The organism is Bacillus sp. Nf3 (assembly GCF_003028545.1).
Classification (GTDB): Bacteria; Bacillota; Bacilli; order Bacillales; family Bacillaceae; genus Bacillus; species Bacillus safensis.
Genome location: NZ_PYUA01000002.1, coordinates 839,355 through 857,339, shown reverse-complemented (window position 1 = coordinate 857,339; position 17,985 = coordinate 839,355). Strand labels below are relative to the sequence as shown.

Genomic DNA, 17,985 nt, shown 5'->3' with positions numbered 1-17,985 from the left:
GTAAACACGCATGTCACATGCTGTCTACCCTCTTTTCAATTGTTATCTGCTCGCTTCTTCACTTTTACACTGAGCTTCGTTATATGCTCTGCTTCATCTTTAGACATGAGCGAATGAAGTAAATACTCCTCAAATACATCTCCATCCAGCAACATGCCCTCTTTCTCGATTTCATCTAATAAATGCGAATAAGCAGACTCAATCTCATCATATGTTCCTTGATCATACATCACCGCATAGATCCCGCCAGGTTTTTTCACTGCCCCCGGTCCATCCATTCGACAGAACAGTTGATCTGACTGATGATAGCGGCGCTTACGAAACTGTTCCTTTTTTAAGACAGAACCATTTGCCGCAGCCCCTTTTATGCCAACTTCCTTTAAAAATTCCCCTACAATACGCGATATTTCTTCTACAGGTGTATTGAAGTCGATCGGGTTTGATGCACTTAGTATAACTGGTTCTTCTGGCAACTCTTGAAACAGGACCTCCCCTATTTTCACAGTTGATAATTCATGCGTTGTCTCGATCACCCGCATAAGAAAGGCTTGGATATCTTGCAGTTTTTCAATCTCTTGTTTGACCTTTTCTACTTGGTCGGCCGCTAGGCTTTGCAGTCTCTCGCGAGAAGGTTCTGTGAAATATTGTTTTAACTCTTTGATTGGAAATTGAACAGCCCGCAAGGATTGAATCGCAATAAAATGGTCAAATTGCTCAAGTGTATAGTAACGGTAGCCATTTTCATGAACACCAGCCGGCTTAAATAAATCGATTTTATCATAATACAGAAGCGTATCTTTTTTTACATCAAATAGCTTGGCAAATTCTCCAGTGAAAAACGTTTTTTGCACATCATTGATCATGATGAAGGCTCCTTTCTTGACTATGGAGTTACTCTATCCTTTATCATAACATGCAGAAACACCATTACGCAGGGAAAGGATAAGAAAATGAACAAAATAACTCAACATGAAGTGACATTAGCACATGCAAATAAAAAGGACTTCCCTTCTATGAAAAAAGAGCTTCAGAAAGCTTTTACAGCTGGCGTGATCGATGCATTCGGCGATGCGCAGGATGGACCGATTCCACCAGATGAAGTGATTGATGAATCTTTTCATTCGAATGAACACATTGTTTATCATATTATGCTAAATGGTGAAAAGGCAGGCGGCGTTGTCATCAAAATCAACCAAGAGACACATCACAACTCGGTTGATTTGCTATACATCTCCTCATCCTCTCACGGCCGCGGCATTGGTCAGGCAGCATGGAAAGCCATCGAGGCGCAATATCCAGAAACAATTGTATGGGAGGTTGTGACCCCTTATTTTGAAAAACGCAACATTCATTTTTATGTCAACAAGTGCGGCTTTCAAATAGTTGAATTTTATCACTTACACCATCCAGACCCAAACGCACCTCGTGAAGCAGATCAAGGCAATGAACCTTTAGCACCTGAGGAATTTGAATTTTTTAAATTTGAAAAGGTGATGAAGAAAAACGGTTCATAAGGATGATAACATGCATTATAAAGTTAAAAACACTACCTCATAAAAAGGTAGTGTTTCTTAAATCTTTTCTAGCTTCTAATCTGACCGTCGCCACATAGAAGCAGCTTAGTTGTCGTGAGTGCAGGAAGTCCCATTGGCCCTCTTGCGTGGAGTTTTTGAGTAGAGATGCCGATTTCAGCTCCATAGCCAAGTGCGCCGCCGTCTGTAAAGCGAGTCGATGCGTTATGATAAACAGCCGCCGCATCGACTTCGTTTAGAAACGTGAGTGCATGTTTTTCATTTTCTGTCACGATGGCTTCTGAATGTTTTGTGCCGTACTGATCAATATGGCTGATCGCTTCCTCGATTGAATCGACTACCTTCACTGCAAGATCAAGACTTAAATACTCATCTGTCCAATCCACTTCTCCAGCAGGAACCGCATCTGAAAAGTAAGACTCTGCTACCTGATCGCCATGTACAGTGACACGGTGCTCCTGCAAAGCTTCATTTAATGAGACTGCATTTTCTTTCAGCCAATCGCGATGAATAATCAGCGTCTCAAGTGCATTACATACAGCCGGACGATTCGTTTTCGCATTGATCACAATCTCAATAGCTTTTTTCACATTCGCGGTTTGATCAATAAAGATATGGCAGTTTCCTGTCCCTGTTTCAAGCACTGGGATAGTGGATTCTTCCACCACTGTTTTGATTAAGGAAGCTCCGCCCCGCGGAATTAACACATCGATCCATTCTTTAAGTTGAAACATCGCCTGAACCGATGAACGGTCTGTTTGTTCAATCAATTGCACCGCATCACGAGGAATTTTTGTTTGATCCAATGCTTCATGAATCACACTGACAATGACTTTGTTGGAAGAAATAGCGGAGGAACCGCCTTTTAAAATCACTGAGTTGCCTGCCTTTAAGGCAAGGCCTGCTGCATCGACAGTGACGTTCGGTCTCGCTTCATAGATCATCCCGATCACGCCGAGCGGTACTCTTCGGCTTTTCACATGTAAGCCGTTATCAAGAGTCCATTCATCCAATATTTCTCCAACAGGATCTGTTAATCTCGTCACAAGCCTCAAACTTTCAGCAAACTCATGAATTCTTTCTTCATTTAACATTAATCGATCCATGAGTGCCTCTGAGAAGCCCTTTTCTTTGCCCACATCTAAATCCTTTTGATTCTCCTGTAAAATGAAACTGCTTTTTTGCTCTAACGCTTCTGCCATTTTAAGCAGCGCGTCATTCTTTTCCTCTGTTTGAAGTAAACTTAGTTTTTTTGAAACGTACTTTGCTTTTTTCGCTTTTTCTTTGACCGATGTGACAACTTCAGCTGTCAGTGTCATGGAATTCCTCCCTTTTGGTTAACAAACTGGAATCGATAAATCTAAATGACAAACAAATGCTTCAAGATCGACGACATGCACGATTTCATCTTGTAACAAGTCACTCTTACGTGCGAGTTCATCTGACGCATAATTCACAATGCCAAGCCCTATTTCTCTTCCATCTTGATCTAAAATACGGACGACATCGCCTTTTTTAAATGCACCTTTCACACTGACAATCCCATCAGAATCAAGACTTCCCTCTCGGTGTATGAGAAATTCCTGTGTTTTCTCTTGAACCAAGATCTCACCTTTTGGTCCAGAATGAAAGGCAATCCACTGTTTCTTATAGTTCAGCGGCGCTACATTTTCGTCAGCGGTAAAATAAGTGCCGTCCTCTGTCCCGTTGATCGCTTTGTCTAAAATGTGAGGCGTATCTGCTTTTCCTAAAAAGCCATTGATACCTGCGGCCATTGATATTTTAAAAGCATCGAGCTTTGATTTCATTCCGCCTGTACCTACACTGCTGCCTGCGTCTCCAGCAGCTGCTTCGATGTCTTCTGTAATGTCAGTGACTTCAAGAATTCTCTTTGCATTTGGATTTGTATGAGGATTATCTTCATACAAGCCATCAATATCAGATAAAATGGCAAGGAAATCCGCATCAATTAAGCCAGCTACTTTTGCAGACAATGTATCGTTGTCTCCAAACTTCAACCGATTGATCGTCACTGTATCATTTTCGTTAATAATTGGGATGATGCCTCGATCTAATAACACATTCATTGTGTTGCGCACATTTTGATAGCGCGTTTCATCAGAAAAATCACTTCTTGTGATTAAGAGCTGTGAGGCAATATAGCCGTGTGATAAAAATAAAGTAGAATATGATTCCATTAAAAGCCCTTGCCCAATTGAGGCAGATGCCTGCTTTTCCGGCAGTGTTTTCGGTCTATCGATAAATCCTAGTTTTCGGTAACCAGCTGCAACCGCACCAGATGAAACCAAAATGACTTCGTGTCCTTCATCTTTCAGTTTCACAATTTGATTGACGAGGTTTTCTAGTTTTTTTAAACTAATCTCACCTTGAAAGCTAGTAAGAGAGCTGCTTCCGATTTTCACAACAATTCGTTTTCTCTCTTTATCTGCGTACACCTTATCACTCCTGCATCTGAATTCTATTTATATAGATACTTTTTGTTTTTGCTGATTGCTTATCTCTTTTGATCGATTGGCAGCATGTTTGACAGCCTGCTTGATCGCTTCTCCTCCGCCAAAATCATCTAATGCATTCAGTCCAGCAGCAGTTGTTCCATTTGGTGACGTAATTTTCTCTCTTAGGACTGAAGGGTTTTCCTCTGTTTCTTGGAGCATTTTTGCCGCACCGAGGAGTGTCTGCGCGCCAATTTGGCGAGACAATACCTTTGATAAACCTGCCTCTTCTCCTGCTTCTTCGATTCTTTCCATTAAGAAATAAAAGTAGGCGGGCCCGCTTCCAGCAATTCCAGTGAAGATATCCATTTGCTCTTCCTGAATGGTATAGACTTCGCCCACTTCAGATAAAAAAGCCTCACTTATGCTCATATGATCGTTTTTCACATAACGTCCAGCAGATAAAGCAGTCGCTGATGCGCCGATCGTACTTGAGGTATTTGGCATGACCCTTATAACAGGCTGACCTTCGTGCAGCATGTCTTCAATATACGATAGCTTAACACCTGCAAGGACAGACATGATGAGCTGATGTGGCTGAATACGAGATTTTAATGATTCAAGTGCTGCTTCAGCATCCTTTGGTTTCATGGCCAGGATCAACATATCCATTTCTTTAAAAGGAAATGAATCCATTGCGGCTGTTTGAATTCCGTATTGTTTCGTTAGTTCATTCAATCGAAGTTGATTTTGTCTGTTTGTTGCGTAGATTTGGCCTAGCGGTATCTGTCCTGATCGCACAATCCCTGCAATCATTCCTTCCGCCATAGAGCCTGCTCCAATGAAAGCAACTTTCTTTTGATCAATGATATTGATCCTCTCCCTTGTTCGCTTTTTGTTCGCGTTTTTCGCACGTTAGTAATCGTAACATGATGAGAAATCGTGTCAAGAAAGAGCCAGCGCTTTTCAAAAGTCCCGAATGCATGGCGGACAGCTTGCTGTAAGTATGTTAGCCGTGTTTTTCAAATTCAGCGATTTAGATCAAAAGAACTATGATCATTTGAATCATAGGACCCTTTCGTTCGACTGAATTCCCCATTTTATTTTTGGTTTCGGTGACTTCAATTCTTTTTTAGAAAGCGCTCTCATTTTAATCACTTTCTATTTTCCTAAATGGTGAATGTGCTTGAATCTTTCGATTAGACTATTGACATATTTTAGAAAACATGTCCGTTGAAATGATATTTTACTGGTGATACCGTGAAAGAGAAATCATGTGAAAAAGGAGCGTTCATAATGAAAGTGAAAGAAAACTATATCAATGTGATTCCAATGAAAGAAATCCGTTCTACCGATGACCTTCTTTTCCCATTCTCTATTTACAATGAGCTGCGTGCAGAAAGTGATATTAGATATGATGAGACAAGAAAGTGCTGGGATCTCTTTCGATATGCGGATATCCAGTCTGTTCTAAAGCAGCCTAAAGTGTTCTCTTCACAGCGGGGAAGAAGCACGTCTAAAACAAGTATTTTAACGATGGATCCTCCAAAACATACAAAGATGAGAGCGCTCGTGAATAAAGCATTCACTCCAAAAGCGATCAAACAATTAGAAGATAAGATCAAAGACCTGACACATGATCTATTAAATCAAGTCAAGGATCAACGTACGTTTGATATCGTGCAAGATTTAGCAGCTCCCCTGCCAGTGATGATCATCGCTGAGCTTCTCGGTGCAGAGGTGCAGGACAGAGAGCTGATTAAAAAACATTCTGATGCCCTTGTGGCAGGTGCTAAGGATGAATCAAAAGAGGCCATTCAGGCTGTTGTAGATATGCAAAAACGAGCTGAAGAGGAGCTGTCCGTTTATTTTGCTCATTTGATCAAAAAACGAAAAGAAACGCCTGCGGGTGACTTGATCTCGCTTCTCATTCAAGCGGAAATCGATGGAGAGCGTTTAACGGAGAATGAACTGCTTGGCTTTTGTATTCTATTACTTGTTGCAGGCAATGAGACAACGACCAATTTAATAACAAATGCCGTACGACTGCTGACAGAGCAGCCGCATATCGCTGAATCCGTTCGACAGGACCCCTCTCTTATTCCTCAATTGACTGAGGAAACGTTGCGGTATTATCCGCCTGTTCAAGCCATTGGCCGAATCGCCGCAGAGGATGTTGAAATTGCTGGCGCACGCATTGAAAAGGGAGACTACCTCATCGGCTGGGTTGCTTCAGCAAATCGGGATGAACAGAAGTTTGAAGATCCAGATACGTTCCGGCTTGACCGGAAATCCAATCCTCATATGAGCTTTGGATTTGGCATTCATTTCTGTCTCGGTGCACCGCTTGCCCGGCTTGAAAGCAACATTGCGCTTGATGTTTTACTCCATACGTTTCAAGACATCACCTGCGCTACAGATCAGCTAAAACCTATTCAAAGCACGTTTGTTTTTGGGGTAAAAGAATTTCCTGTACAAGTCACCCGTTTTTAAAAGTCCCTTTTTCAGGGGCTTTTTTTCATTTTCTACAATTCATCATCTCTTTCTTACCTTCCACCTCCGAACATGCTAAAATAAAGTCCATACAAAGCGATAACGGAATGCAGAAAGGAAGCCGAAAACTCATGACCGATTATACAGCGATGAAAGACGGAATTTTCAAATCAGTTTGTTCGTTAGATTGCCCGGATCAGTGCGGTCTTTTAATACATAAAGAAAATGGAAAGATCGTGAAAGTGCAGGGAGATCCGGACCACCCTGTCACACAAGGCAACATATGCAACAAAGTGCGTAATGTCACAGCCCGTTTATACGATGAAAAAAGACTGACCACTCCTTTAAAACGTGTTGGTAAAAAAGGCGAAGCACAGTTTGCACCGATTACGTGGGAAGAAGCCATTGAAACCATCCGTCAAAAATGGACAAAGCTGATCGAAGAAAAAGGGCCAGAAAGCATTCTGCCTTACAGCTTCTATGGGAACATGGGCAATCTCAACGCAGAAGGAATGGACCGCCGCTTTTTTTATCGTCTTGGTTCAAGTCAGTTAGACCGGACGATCTGTCAGTCAGCGGGAACGACTGGCTATAAATATACAATGGGTGCCAGCATTGGGACAGATCCTGAAGACACCATTCATACGAAATTATTTATCTTTTGGGGCATCAATGCCGTATCGACCAATATGCACCAAATCACCTTGGCACAAAAAGCGCGAAAGCAAGGAGCTAAGATTGTCGTAATTGATGTTCACAAGAACCAAACCGGCCGGATGGCAGATTGGTTCATTCCGCTTCGACCTGGTACTGACAGTGCGCTTGCCCTTGGCATCATGCATGTCCTTTTTAAAGAGGAACGTACAGATGAAGCCTTTTTAGAGACTTACACGGTCGGCCATAAAGAGCTACGCGAGCATGTGAAGCAGTATGATCCAGACACAGTTGAGCGAATCACAGGTGTCCCTAAAGGCGACATCATGACACTTGCAAGAATGTATGCTGAGACATCGCCCTCACTTATTCGCATTGGGAATGGTTTACAGCACCATGATAATGGCGGGATGAGTATTAGAACGATTTCCTGCCTCCCTGCCCTGACTGGTCAATGGCTGCACAAGGGCGGCGGAGCGATGAAATCAAACTCTTCTTTTCTCAGCTATAATGAAACAGCTCTTCAGCGGCCGGATTTATTAAAAGAACGCACACCTAGATCATTTAATATGAACCAGCTGGGAAGTGTGCTGACAAGCGCAGAGCCTTCCGTTGATTCTCTCTTTATCTACTCGTGCAACCCAGCAGTTGTAACACCTGAAGCGAATAAAGTCAGAGAAGGTTTGCAGAGAGAGGACTTATTTACAGTGGTGCATGATTTATTTCTAACAGAAACAGCGGCATATGCAGACATTGTCCTGCCGGCGACATCTGCCTTTGAAAATGAGGATTTCTATACATCATATTGGCATCATTATATTCAAATTCAGGAGCCAGTGATAGAACGCTACGGAGAAAGCAAATCCAATACTGAAGTATTCCGCCTGCTAGCTCATGCGATGGGCTTTGAAGATGAAGCCTTCCGAGAGACAGATGCTGAGCTCATGGAACAAGCTCTTCATCATCAAGAAAATCCGCATTATGAGGACATTTCATACGAAGCATTAAAAGAAAAGAAATGGATCAAAGCAAAACGTGGATCTTTCGAGGAATTAAAGCTTCAAACCCCAAGCGGGAAAATTGAGCTTTATTCTGAACAAATGAAAAAAGACGGGTATCCAGCACTTCCAACCTATGTGCCCCTTTATCAGGAAAGCGATTATCCGCTTACCTTTATACCGGGACCGAACCATAATTTTTTAAATTCCACCTTCTCACTTCATGAAAAGCATCAAAAGCTTGAGAAATTTCCGAAGCTTCACATGAATGAACAGGATGCAAAGGAAAGAAAAATTGAAGATGGTGACATGGTCCGTGTACTGAACGATCGAGGAGAGTGTGAGCTTGTCGTGTCAGTCGGTCAAAATGTTTTATCTGGTGTTGTGGTCAGTCAAGGGTTATGGGCAGATCAAAAAGGCAAAAAACATCTCGTCAATGGATTAACACCTGATCGATTGGCAGATATGGGCGGCGGCGCAACGTTCTTTTCTGGCAGAGTCGAAGTTGAAAAATTATCATAGAAAAAGTAAAAGCCAGCAAAAACTGCTGGCTTTCAGATTGTTGACAAAGGGCTAAAATAATCTTGATTTTAGCCCTTTGTCTTCTTTTCAGCGTGATAGAAAACCTTTGAAGTCTAGGAAGCTCGAGCACTGGAGCGGAGCGAATTTGACATTCGTGAGCACCAGCGCGCAGAGCTGACAACGAATGCGAGGGTTTGTCTACACGCTGAAAGCCAGCAAAAAACTGCTGGCTTTTTGATCTGCTTTTATCGTCCAATAAACAGCTGGTTGGTCATCACATTCGCACTTCCGCTGCTTTGGTAGCCTTCTACGGTAAATGCCGTTTCATACATTTTACCCATTGGCATGCCTAAGCTTTCCCATTTATTAAAATGCGCACTGACGGAGACCGTTCCGCTTGTACGTTTGGTTTGACGTACACTCCAATATTGCTTGAAGGTCGCAATCCCGATAATGGAAGGCTGATTGACGCGGGTCGTTTCATAAATGTCATATGTGCCTCCATCGGCATAAAATGATCCTTTATACGCTCCTGTTGGACGATATGTGCCCCATGAATCAACAATGTAGTATTCTGCTAATGGAGATTGTGTCCAGCCATAGACACATAAATAGGAATTCCCGCCTGGGTTAAAGTTTGCGTTGTAATTGATGGAGATGTTGCCAAGCTGATGATGAGTTTTAGTGGTATCAAACTTCTTTCCTTTCCGAAATAAAGCATTTCCGATACTGTTCCAGCCTGCAGTAAATGCCCCGCCGTTATTGAGTGTCATTGAGGTGTTTCCATAATCCTTCCATAATTCATAATCGTATCCGCTATGTGTACCCATTTCATTATTATAAATCGTTTTCGCATCAGCTGGTACAGCCGTCAGTGTCAGCACAAATCCAATACACACCACAAACAAAAGCCTCAATCTTTTCAAAACCATTTTCCATCCCTCTCCTTTTTTCACTCGTATTGTTCTGTCATCCCTAAGGTGAAAAACCCATCACCTCCTTTCATGCAGCCTTCTCTGTTAGATGGAACGATACGGCTTTAACCCAGCATGGATGTCTCTTGTTTGTGTATAAATCCTTTGATACAAATGAAATAGATCAGCATATACTTCCGCATGCTGCTGCTCTGGCTCATAAACAGCAGCTTGATGGATCAATTGATTAGCACATGCTTCAAGTGACGGATACCACCCGCAGCCAACTGCAGCAAGCATGGCTGCACCTAATGCAGGCCCTTGTTCATTGTCTAACTGGATGACGTCAGCCTGAAAAATGTCTGCTTGCATTTGAAGCCATGTCCGGCTTCTTGCACCGCCGCCAATGGACACAATAGAATCTATGTTTTTTCCTGCCTGCCGGAATAATGCGATAGATTCATTTAGCGAAAAGGTAATTCCCTCTAACACAGCCCTGACAACATGTGCCCTTTCATGCCTGCTGTCTAATCCAATCAAGCTGCCGCGAATGGTCGAATCCGCATGAGGTGTTCTTTCCCCAACTAAATAGGGAGTAAAGAGCAATCCTTTCGCTCCTGGCGCTACATGAGCCGCACCTTCTAAAAGTGATTGGAACGATTCCTCAGGTGCCAGTAAGTGTTTTGCCCAGTTAAGACTATATCCCGCTGAAAGGGTGACGCCCATTGTGTAAAAAGCGTCTTTTTTTGCATGGTGAAACAAATGCAAATTCCCCTGAAGTTCCCTTTCATGATCTTCTTCGTAGGAGAGAATGACACCCGATGTGCCGATGCTGCATAACGTGCGGTCAGAGGATAAGATGCCAGCACCAATGGCTCCGCAAGCATTGTCTGCCCCGCCGGCAAAAACCTTCACGCCTTCTTTCATCCCAACATCACGTGCAATGTGCGGCAAAAGTGTACCAACCTCCGCCTCTGATGTGACAAGTGGCGGGCAAATATGAGGAGAAATATCAAATGCCTGACAAATCTCCTCACTCCACGTCTGTTCACCGATATTTAACAGCAAAGTGCCAGCAGCATCAGAATAATCAATATGGACAGCGCCTGTTAAACGAAATCTGACATAATCTTTTGGGAGTAAAAACATGTCGATTTGTTGATCAATATGTGGTTCATGTTCCTTTACCCATAGTAATTTAGGCAGTGTGAATCCTTCTAACGCCTGGTTTTTTGTGATCTTTTGCAGCCGGTCCCCCAGCTTTTTTGTCATGTGTTCACATTGTGCTGTCGTTCGTGTATCATTCCATAAAATTGCAGGACGGAGCACTTCACGAGATTCATTTAATAGAACCAACCCATGCATCTGTCCGGAAAAGCTGATGCCTTCGACTTGCCTTGAATGAACAGGCTGCTTTGCCATCAGTTCTTTCATCACAGCTATTGTCTGCTCTACCCAATCCTCAGGATGCTGCTCACAATATCCCGGTTTCTCTTGAATGAGGCGGTACGGCTTAGAGGCTTCGCAGCACACCTTTCCGCTCTCATCGACTAATATCGCTTTGACCCCGCTCGTTCCAAGGTCAATTCCCATCACATATTTCATGTTTTCACTCCTTCAAAACAGGTCCGCCCCTTCAATTAATCTTCTAACAAGTATTGATTTAAACGGGCCTTCAGCTGTTCCTCTCTTCCCGATTCGTTTCTGATCAAAGGATGTTTCAGCGCATATTCTTCTAATGTATGAAAGTTTGCCTTCCCTTCTGAAATGTCACGTCCAATCCCTTCAGAAAAGCTGCGATACCGGTGCTTTATCACATCCTCAAACACACGATCTTCTATGAGTCTATGAGCGACCCGCAGTCCCTTTGCGAATGCATCCATTCCGGCAATATGGGCATATAAAATATCTTCAAGTTCAAAGGAAGCTCTTCTCACTTTTGCATCAAAGTTGAGACCGCCAGCCCCTAGCCCGCCATTTTGCAAAATTTCATACATGGCAAGAATTGTGGCATACAGATCGGTTGGAAATTCATCTGTATCCCACCCAAGAAGCGAATTTCCTTGGTTCGCATCAACAGAACCGAGCAGCCCATGAATTCTTGCGACACGCAATTCGTGCTCAAACGTATGGCCAGCCAGTGTCGCATGATTGGCTTCGATATTTAATTTAAAATGAGAATCTAATCCGTATTGCTTTAAAAAGGCGATGGATGTCGCTGCATCTGTGTCGTATTGATGAGTTGTTGGTTCCTTTGGTTTTGGCTCAATTAAAAATTGACCTGTGTACCCAATTTCTTTTGCATAATCAACAGCCATATGCAAGAAGGCCGCCATGTGATCAAGCTCTCTTTTCATATCTGTATTAAGCAGCGTATCGTACCCTTCTCGTCCACCCCAGAAAACATAATTTTCTGCACCAAGTTCTTTGGCGGTTTCAATGCCTTTTTTAACCTGCGCGGCCGCATAGGCAAAGACATCTGCATGACAAGATGTCGCAGCACCGTGTACAAATCTAGGATGCTTGAACATATTGGCCGTGTTCCACAGCAGTTTTACTCCGCTTTGCTTCATGTATTCTTTCATTCTTTCTAAAATGATGTCTAATTGTTGATTGGTCTCTTGAAGCGTCTCTCCCTCTGGCGCAATATCGCGGTCATGGAATGAAAAATACGGTACATCTAATAGGTCAAAAAGCTGAAAAGCGACTTCCAATCTAGCTTTTGCTAAATCCATTCCGCTATAGGAGTCCCATGCTCTCTGCATCGTACCAGTTCCAAACATGTCAGTTCCATCAGCGGTTAATGTATGCCAATAAGCGACTGAAAAACGCAGGTGGTCTTTCATTGTTTTTCCGCCAATCACTTCGCTTGGATTATAGTATTGAAAGGCGAGTGGATTTTTTGATTGTTTTCCATCATATTGAATTTTGCTGATTCCTTCTAAGCTGTATAACGTTTTCATATTTGATTTAGCCATTCTTCATTCCTCCTGAGTACACTTTGTAAGTTGATTCAACAAACTAATGATCAATGTATGAGAAAATCTCTTTGAATTTTCCATATTTTTTAGTTTTTTAGAAATATTTTCGTTATAATAAAGTTAAAATCATCTTTTTTATCGAATACATGCGAAAAAAAGCAGCTCTTCTCAACTTAATCTAAAGACGAAACAAATGGAGTGGATAACGTGGATATCGCTGATCAGAACTTTGTAAAAAAAATAAATCAAAAACTATTATTAAAAGAAATTCTCCAGCATGCGCCCATTTCGAGAGCAAAATTATCTGAACGCACTGGATTAAATAAATCGACTGTTTCTTCTCAAGTAAGTACGTTAATGAAGGAACATCTTGTCTATGAAATCGGCCAAGGTGAGTCTAGTGGCGGGAGAAGACCGGTTTTACTGATGTTTAATAAACGTGCTGGCTGCTCCATCGGGATTGATGTTGGTGTTGATTATGTCAATGGCATATTAACAGACCTTGAAGGGGCCATTCTTTACGAAGAGCAGATCAAGCTCCCACCGAGCTCTCCTGATGTAACGATACGTAAATTAATTGAATTAATACAGCAGCTCATCACACAAATGCCCTCTTCCCCATATGGGCTCATTGGCATTGGTCTATGCATACATGGGTTAGTGGATGCAGATGAACAAATCGTGTTTACGCCTCATTCCAAATGGAAAAATGTTGATCTGAAAAAGCCGCTCCAAGACACATTCCAAGTGCCGATCTTCATTGAAAATGAAGCAAATGCCGGTGCATATGGTGAAAAAATCTTTGGTGCCGCTAAACACTATGACCATTTGATCTATGCAAGCATCGGCACTGGCATAGGGATCGGAATCATTATCAATCATCATTTATACAGAGGAGCGTACGGCTTTTCTGGTGAAATGGGACATATGACGATTGATTTTAATGGACCAACATGCAGCTGCGGGAACCGTGGGTGCTGGGAATTGTATGCATCTGAGAAAGCCTTGTTTCAGTCTCTTCAAACAGATGGTCAGCCCATCTCCCATCAAGACCTGGAACAGCTGGCCAAGTTAAATGATATGAGAACGCTCAATGCGCTGCGCAACTTTGGATTTTACCTTGGCGTCGGTCTCACAAACGTCCTTCATACCTTTAACCCGCAAGCCATCATTTTAAGAAACAAAGTGATCGAATCACATCAAACAGTTCTACATGTGATTGGGGAGGAAGTATCCTCACGAATGGATACGCAATTCAGCTCACAGATAGAGCTGCTCCCCTCATCATTAGGACACAATGCACCAGTATTGGGGATGACATCTCTTGTCATAGAAGCTTTCTTGCAAGATGCCACCCTCACAACATGACCTCTGTTTCCAAAAAAGACAGCCCGCAGCGCGTTGTCTTTTTTTATTCATTTTTTTCCTCATAGCGAAAATACTGAAAATCAGCAGGCAGACGCTCGCCGCTCGTATCTTGACACTGCATACCGACAAACGCCCCTGTAAAAAATCCCCCACCTCTAATGAAATCATCGGATAAATGGATGGATTCAAGCGGCACATCAATTACCTTCCAATCTTTTTGATCAAAAGAATAAGAATATTTATATGTCTCTTTCTGAACGGTCACTTTTAAATAGACATAAGTGACCTCGTCTGGAATGATGATTTTATGTGTCAATGGCTGAGAAAAGGCAAGGTTTTCACAGACAGATAGCTCAAGCGTGCGCCCAAGTTCCTCATCATATGTCACCTGGAGTGCTGTCCAGTTTTCCGTATTATAATAATTCACAAGACCAGCGGCTTGCTGAAAGTTTTCTGGGAAGAACGAAACAGCTGTCTCTGCTTCAAAATAAAAGCTTTGCCAGCGCCTTGCAACAAAAGCTTGTGTAAACTTAGACGTTAAAGATTCGTGACCGAATAACCTTAAATGCTGAGGTTTCTCCGTTAATGAACCAATCTGATCGGTAAACGGAATTCTTAATGTTTGGAAGTGTCTATTTAGTGTTGACCCTTTAAATTCATCGACTGTATGATAGGTTGGTGCAAAAACCTTTTCTTCGATCTTTGGCGCTTCAACCTCAAGCGTCCCCTCTTTTCCGCCTACAACATAAGGCCAGCCATCCTTCCATTCTAGCTTTTGAATGGCTGTTTCTCTTCCTAAAGGGCACCACCCTCTCTGTTGAAAAATAGATTCCTTGCTTGATTGAATTGGGCGGCCAGTGAGATGAGCGAGATACCATTCATTTGTATGCGTTTGAACGATTGAAGCATGCCCGCATTTTTGAAGCGGATGTTCAGGCGCATGGAAGGCACTTAAAATCGGGTTATCAGGATGAACCTCATAAGGCCCTTCAATATGCGGGGACCGGGCGATCGTTGCCGCATGCTCATACCTGGTACCTCCTTCTGCCGTTAATAAATAGTAGTAGTCACCGATATGATACAGATGCGGCGCTTCTGTCAGTTTAATCGGTGTTCCTTTAAAAATGACCTTCCTTTGACCGATGAGCTTCTTTTCAGCCACACTATATTCCTGCAAGGCAATACCTGCAAAGGAATGGTGCTTTTCCCTATGATCCCACAGCATATTTAAGACGTATTTCTTCCCGCTTTGATCATGGAATAAAGATGGATCAAACCCAGAGCTGTTGAGCCGGATCGGTTCACTCCAATCGCCGTCCACTTCGCTTGCCGTGACCAAATAATTATGACCGTCTTTAAATGGACCATCCACTACTTTGATATCTGAATAAATAAGCCAAAACTGACCATCCGCATAGCTTAAACACGGTGCCCATACTCCGCCAGAATCAGGATTTCCCTTCATATCCAGCTGCGACGTTTTTTGCAAAGGACGCGCAGCAAGGCGCCAATGGACGAGATCCTTTGAATGATAAATTTGCACCCCTGGAAACCACTCAAATGTAGAGACGGCCATATAATAATCTTCTCCTACACGGCAAATACTTGGGTCGGGGTTAAACCCTTTGAGCACTGGATTGGTAATCTTCATTGAACTTCCTCCTCTTTCAGAGACCTACATTTTAAAATCGTCCATATGATCGATATATACCTTGTCTCTGTTCTCAAGCTCCCGTACAACTTTTTTATGTTTTTCTTCATCTAGGTTATAAAAATTAATATCCACCATCGCTAAAATCAGTAAGCATACAGGAATCACCGTTGTCGTGATTAAAATGCCAAGTAATGCTTCTGGTGTTTGCATTTGATTCGCAATATAGCCAAAGCGATCGAGTACAAGCCCTGGCACAATCCCGCCTAATGCCATTCCAAATTTAAAGAAGAATCCGATGATGGCGTAGATGAGTCCGCCCATCCTTTTCCCTGTTTTATATTCGCCATATTCAACGGTTTCAGGTATGAGCGCCCACATGTAAGCACCGGCTGTAATACTTCCTGCAGCTGCAACGAGCCTGAAAATAAGTATTAAAGTGATTTGACTCGGCGGTATCACAAGTAATGCAAGAAGTCCTACAATATTCAGCAATAATGAATAATTCAGCAGCTTTTTCTTTCCTAACAGCTTGTGCAGTTTTGGAATAAACGGCAGCACCATTAAAGCTGGCAGACTGCCAATGAGTCCGTACCATTTCACTAAATCTTCTCTGCCGAGGTTATACGTCACATAATAGATCCCTACAGAGTTGCTGATCGAGTTCACGCCAAAAATAATAATAAAGAAAATGCTTAATACAACAAGCGGACGATTCACACGTAACTGGACAAAGATATCACTGAACTTAATTTTTTCCTCCGGCTTTTGAAGCGTGACACGTTCATTCGTGCTTTTAAAACAGAAAATAAGTAATGCACCGCCAAGAACGCCGAGAAAAGCCATCGTCATCTGCCAGCCGAGGGCTGTATTTCCTGTTTTATCACTCAAAAAAGTCGCAAGAAAAGGAACAAAAAAAGCAACAACTAGACCTCCGAGATTAGCAAAAAGCATACGAACAGACGTAATACTGACAACCTCTTGGTTATTTCTTGTCATTGCGGATGTTAAAGCACCATAAGGAACATTGATGAATGTGTATGTAAGCGATAAACCAACATACGTGATGTAGGCATAAACGAGTTTACCCATTTCAGAAAAATCAGGTGTCGTAAAGCAAAGGATGGCGAGTACCACAAAAGGAAACGCACCGAATAACAAGTAAGGTCTGAACCTGCCAAAACGGCTGTTCGTTCGATCCACCATTGCACCAATAAACGGATCTGCAAGCGCATCAATGGCCCGAACAACTAAAAACATCGTCCCTGCTGCCGCCGCTGATAAACCATACACATCTGTATAAAAAAATAATAGATACGTAGAGACAGTTGCATAAATTAAGTTACATGCGAAATCTCCTGAAGCATATCCCACTTTTTCAGACATACGAATCTTTTTTAAATTCTCACTTACCATGAGCTTTCTCCCTTCTTCTCTTAGCCTCTTCTAATGAACAGATGATGGAGGGCAGCAGCAGTCAATGCAAAGAATATAAAGCGCTTTCAATTTGTTGTAAAAATGAAGCTGAACATCTAATCTTTTCAGCTTAGCCCACATACGCAGCAAATGATTTGAATGACAGAATCATCCCCTTTAATAGTCGGATCATCACTTAGAACTCATCTTAGTTTATCGACTAAACAAACTAAGATGAGTTCATTTTATAAAATCTGATCTGACTTTTCAATATTTTTTGAAAAAATAATCCAAATAATTGATTTCTTGTCAGTTTTCTGCTGAAATGACGTGAAAAACTGAAGTGAATCATTTAATGGTTGCAATTCAGTTCATCCCATGCTATATTTATCAAGCGATGAGCTGAATTGTGTAAGTCGGGTAACATGTCTCCTTGAGACACACACGAATGTGGCGTGTGGTTATTCCGCCTCAATACGCAAAAGACATCTTCTCAGGAAGATGTCTTTTTTCTTATCCTATTTTTGTCCCATTTTCTACAGGCTCATCTGTTGCTAGTAATACTACGTCTTCTTTTGACGGCATGCCCCCTAATACAAGCACTTCTGACTTGAACCCTGCAATTCGTCTTGGCGGAAAATTGACGACTGCTACGATTTGCCTGCCAATGATATTCTCAGCTGTATACCGTTTTGTCAGCTGAGCACTGGATTGTTTTAGACCAATCTCTTCACCAAAATCAATCTTGAGTTTTAATGCAGGTACTCTTGCCTCTGCAAAGAATTCTGCTTCGATAATCGTCCCAACACGAATATCTAACGCTAAAAACTGTTCAATATCTGCCATCTGATTCTCTCCTCTTCATTCAAGGGTAAGTTCATTTACTAAAGTCATCCATTGTTTTTTCATTGTAGCACATTCATTTCGTAAAAAAAGTGAGTCAAAAAGCAACCTTTAGTTTACATAATGATTTTATTGTCTTGTATTAAATGTTTGCATCCTG

At 42.2% G+C, this 17,985-nt stretch carries 14 protein-coding genes; 4 read left to right on the top strand and 10 right to left on the bottom strand.

The window, feature by feature from the left end; all coding sequences use genetic code 11:
- Positions 1 to 35: 35 nt before the first annotated feature.
- On the bottom strand, positions 36 to 863 hold the full coding sequence (locus C9414_RS09355) for a MerR family transcriptional regulator (RefSeq protein ID WP_107163485.1): 828 nt from the start codon (positions 861 to 863) through the stop codon (positions 36 to 38).
- A gap of 87 nt (positions 864 to 950) precedes the next feature.
- Here C9414_RS09355 and C9414_RS09350 point away from each other — a divergent pair, with 87 nt between their 5' ends.
- Complete coding sequence (locus C9414_RS09350) at positions 951 to 1,514, top strand: GNAT family N-acetyltransferase (RefSeq protein WP_107163508.1); 564 nt, start codon at positions 951 to 953, stop codon at positions 1,512 to 1,514.
- 68 nt (positions 1,515 to 1,582) lie between these two features.
- On the opposite strand, the gene C9414_RS09345 is transcribed toward C9414_RS09350, so the two are convergent.
- From C9414_RS09345 to proC, 3 genes are read right to left on the bottom strand one after another with little or no spacing between them, the layout of a single operon-like run.
- Positions 1,583 to 2,851, bottom strand: coding sequence for a glutamate-5-semialdehyde dehydrogenase (locus C9414_RS09345; RefSeq protein ID WP_107163484.1), 1,269 nt, complete (start codon positions 2,849 to 2,851; stop codon positions 1,583 to 1,585).
- An 18-nt stretch (positions 2,852 to 2,869) separates the two neighbouring features.
- Complete coding sequence (proB, locus tag C9414_RS09340; RefSeq protein ID WP_107163483.1) at positions 2,870 to 3,988, bottom strand: glutamate 5-kinase; 1,119 nt, start codon at positions 3,986 to 3,988, stop codon at positions 2,870 to 2,872.
- A 27-nt stretch (positions 3,989 to 4,015) separates the two neighbouring features.
- Positions 4,016 to 4,813 carry a pyrroline-5-carboxylate reductase gene (gene proC, locus C9414_RS09335; protein ID WP_483295687.1) on the bottom strand — a complete coding sequence of 266 codons (798 nt, stop codon included), beginning with the start codon at positions 4,811 to 4,813 and terminating at the stop codon, positions 4,016 to 4,018.
- 468 nt (positions 4,814 to 5,281) lie between these two features.
- On the opposite strand from proC, the gene C9414_RS09330 reads away from it, so the two are divergent.
- Together C9414_RS09330 and C9414_RS09325 are read left to right on the top strand one after the other, a co-directional pair.
- Positions 5,282 to 6,478 carry a cytochrome P450 gene (locus C9414_RS09330; protein WP_107163481.1) on the top strand — a complete coding sequence of 399 codons (1,197 nt, stop codon included), beginning with the start codon at positions 5,282 to 5,284 and terminating at the stop codon, positions 6,476 to 6,478.
- 131 nt (positions 6,479 to 6,609) lie between these two features.
- A complete protein-coding gene (locus tag C9414_RS09325) occupies positions 6,610 to 8,652 on the top strand; it encodes a molybdopterin oxidoreductase family protein (RefSeq protein WP_047203379.1) in 2,043 nt (680 codons plus the stop codon).
- Between the two features lie 245 nt (positions 8,653 to 8,897).
- On the opposite strand, the gene C9414_RS09320 is transcribed toward C9414_RS09325, so the two are convergent.
- From C9414_RS09320 to xylA, 3 genes are all read right to left on the bottom strand, one after another.
- Positions 8,898 to 9,584, bottom strand: coding sequence for a glycoside hydrolase family 11 protein (locus C9414_RS09320; RefSeq protein WP_107163480.1), 687 nt, complete (start codon positions 9,582 to 9,584; stop codon positions 8,898 to 8,900).
- 87 nt (positions 9,585 to 9,671) lie between these two features.
- Positions 9,672 to 11,171, bottom strand: coding sequence for a xylulokinase (gene xylB, locus C9414_RS09315; RefSeq protein WP_064497462.1), 1,500 nt, complete (start codon positions 11,169 to 11,171; stop codon positions 9,672 to 9,674).
- Positions 11,172 to 11,206: 35 nt separating this feature from the next.
- A complete protein-coding gene (gene xylA / locus C9414_RS09310; RefSeq protein WP_107163479.1) occupies positions 11,207 to 12,544 on the bottom strand; it encodes a xylose isomerase in 1,338 nt (445 codons plus the stop codon).
- Between the two features lie 210 nt (positions 12,545 to 12,754).
- Here xylA and xylR point away from each other — a divergent pair, with 210 nt between their 5' ends.
- Entirely contained in the window at positions 12,755 to 13,915 is a 1,161-nt protein-coding gene (xylR, locus tag C9414_RS09305) for a transcriptional repressor XylR (RefSeq protein WP_047202666.1), read from the top strand.
- Positions 13,916 to 13,958: 43 nt separating this feature from the next.
- Here xylR and C9414_RS09300 read toward each other — a convergent pair whose 3' ends face one another.
- The 3 genes from C9414_RS09300 to csaA all read right to left on the bottom strand — a co-directional run bounded on the left by C9414_RS09300 (position 13,959) and on the right by csaA (position 17,828).
- Positions 13,959 to 15,566 (bottom strand): glycoside hydrolase family 43 protein, encoded by a 1,608-nt coding sequence (locus C9414_RS09300; RefSeq protein WP_107163478.1) that lies wholly within the window; start codon positions 15,564 to 15,566, stop codon positions 13,959 to 13,961.
- Positions 15,567 to 15,590: 24 nt separating this feature from the next.
- Positions 15,591 to 16,982 carry an MFS transporter gene (locus C9414_RS09295; RefSeq protein ID WP_107163477.1) on the bottom strand — a complete coding sequence of 464 codons (1,392 nt, stop codon included), beginning with the start codon at positions 16,980 to 16,982 and terminating at the stop codon, positions 15,591 to 15,593.
- 513 nt (positions 16,983 to 17,495) lie between these two features.
- On the bottom strand, positions 17,496 to 17,828 hold the full coding sequence (csaA, locus tag C9414_RS09290; protein WP_039179228.1) for a chaperone CsaA: 333 nt from the start codon (positions 17,826 to 17,828) through the stop codon (positions 17,496 to 17,498).
- Positions 17,829 to 17,985: the final 157 nt, after the last annotated feature.

Coding starts and splice junctions, on each gene's coding strand:
- C9414_RS09355 (WP_107163485.1), bottom strand. CDS start 863: ATGATCAATGATGTGCAAAAAACGTTTTTCACTGGAGAATTTGCCAAG.
- C9414_RS09350 (WP_107163508.1), top strand. CDS start 951: ATGAACAAAATAACTCAACATGAAGTGACATTAGCACATGCAAATAAA.
- C9414_RS09345 (WP_107163484.1), bottom strand. CDS start 2,851: ATGACACTGACAGCTGAAGTTGTCACATCGGTCAAAGAAAAAGCGAAA.
- proC (WP_483295687.1), bottom strand. CDS start 4,813: ATGGCGGAAGGAATGATTGCAGGGATTGTGCGATCAGGACAGATACCG.
- C9414_RS09330 (WP_107163481.1), top strand. CDS start 5,282: ATGAAAGTGAAAGAAAACTATATCAATGTGATTCCAATGAAAGAAATC.
- C9414_RS09325 (WP_047203379.1), top strand. CDS start 6,610: ATGACCGATTATACAGCGATGAAAGACGGAATTTTCAAATCAGTTTGT.
- C9414_RS09320 (WP_107163480.1), bottom strand. CDS start 9,584: ATGGTTTTGAAAAGATTGAGGCTTTTGTTTGTGGTGTGTATTGGATTT.
- xylB (WP_064497462.1), bottom strand. CDS start 11,171: ATGAAATATGTGATGGGAATTGACCTTGGAACGAGCGGGGTCAAAGCG.
- xylA (WP_107163479.1), bottom strand. CDS start 12,544: ATGGCTAAATCAAATATGAAAACGTTATACAGCTTAGAAGGAATCAGC.
- C9414_RS09300 (WP_107163478.1), bottom strand. CDS start 15,566: ATGAAGATTACCAATCCAGTGCTCAAAGGGTTTAACCCCGACCCAAGT.
- C9414_RS09295 (WP_107163477.1), bottom strand. CDS start 16,982: ATGGTAAGTGAGAATTTAAAAAAGATTCGTATGTCTGAAAAAGTGGGA.
- csaA (WP_039179228.1), bottom strand. CDS start 17,828: ATGGCAGATATTGAACAGTTTTTAGCGTTAGATATTCGTGTTGGGACG.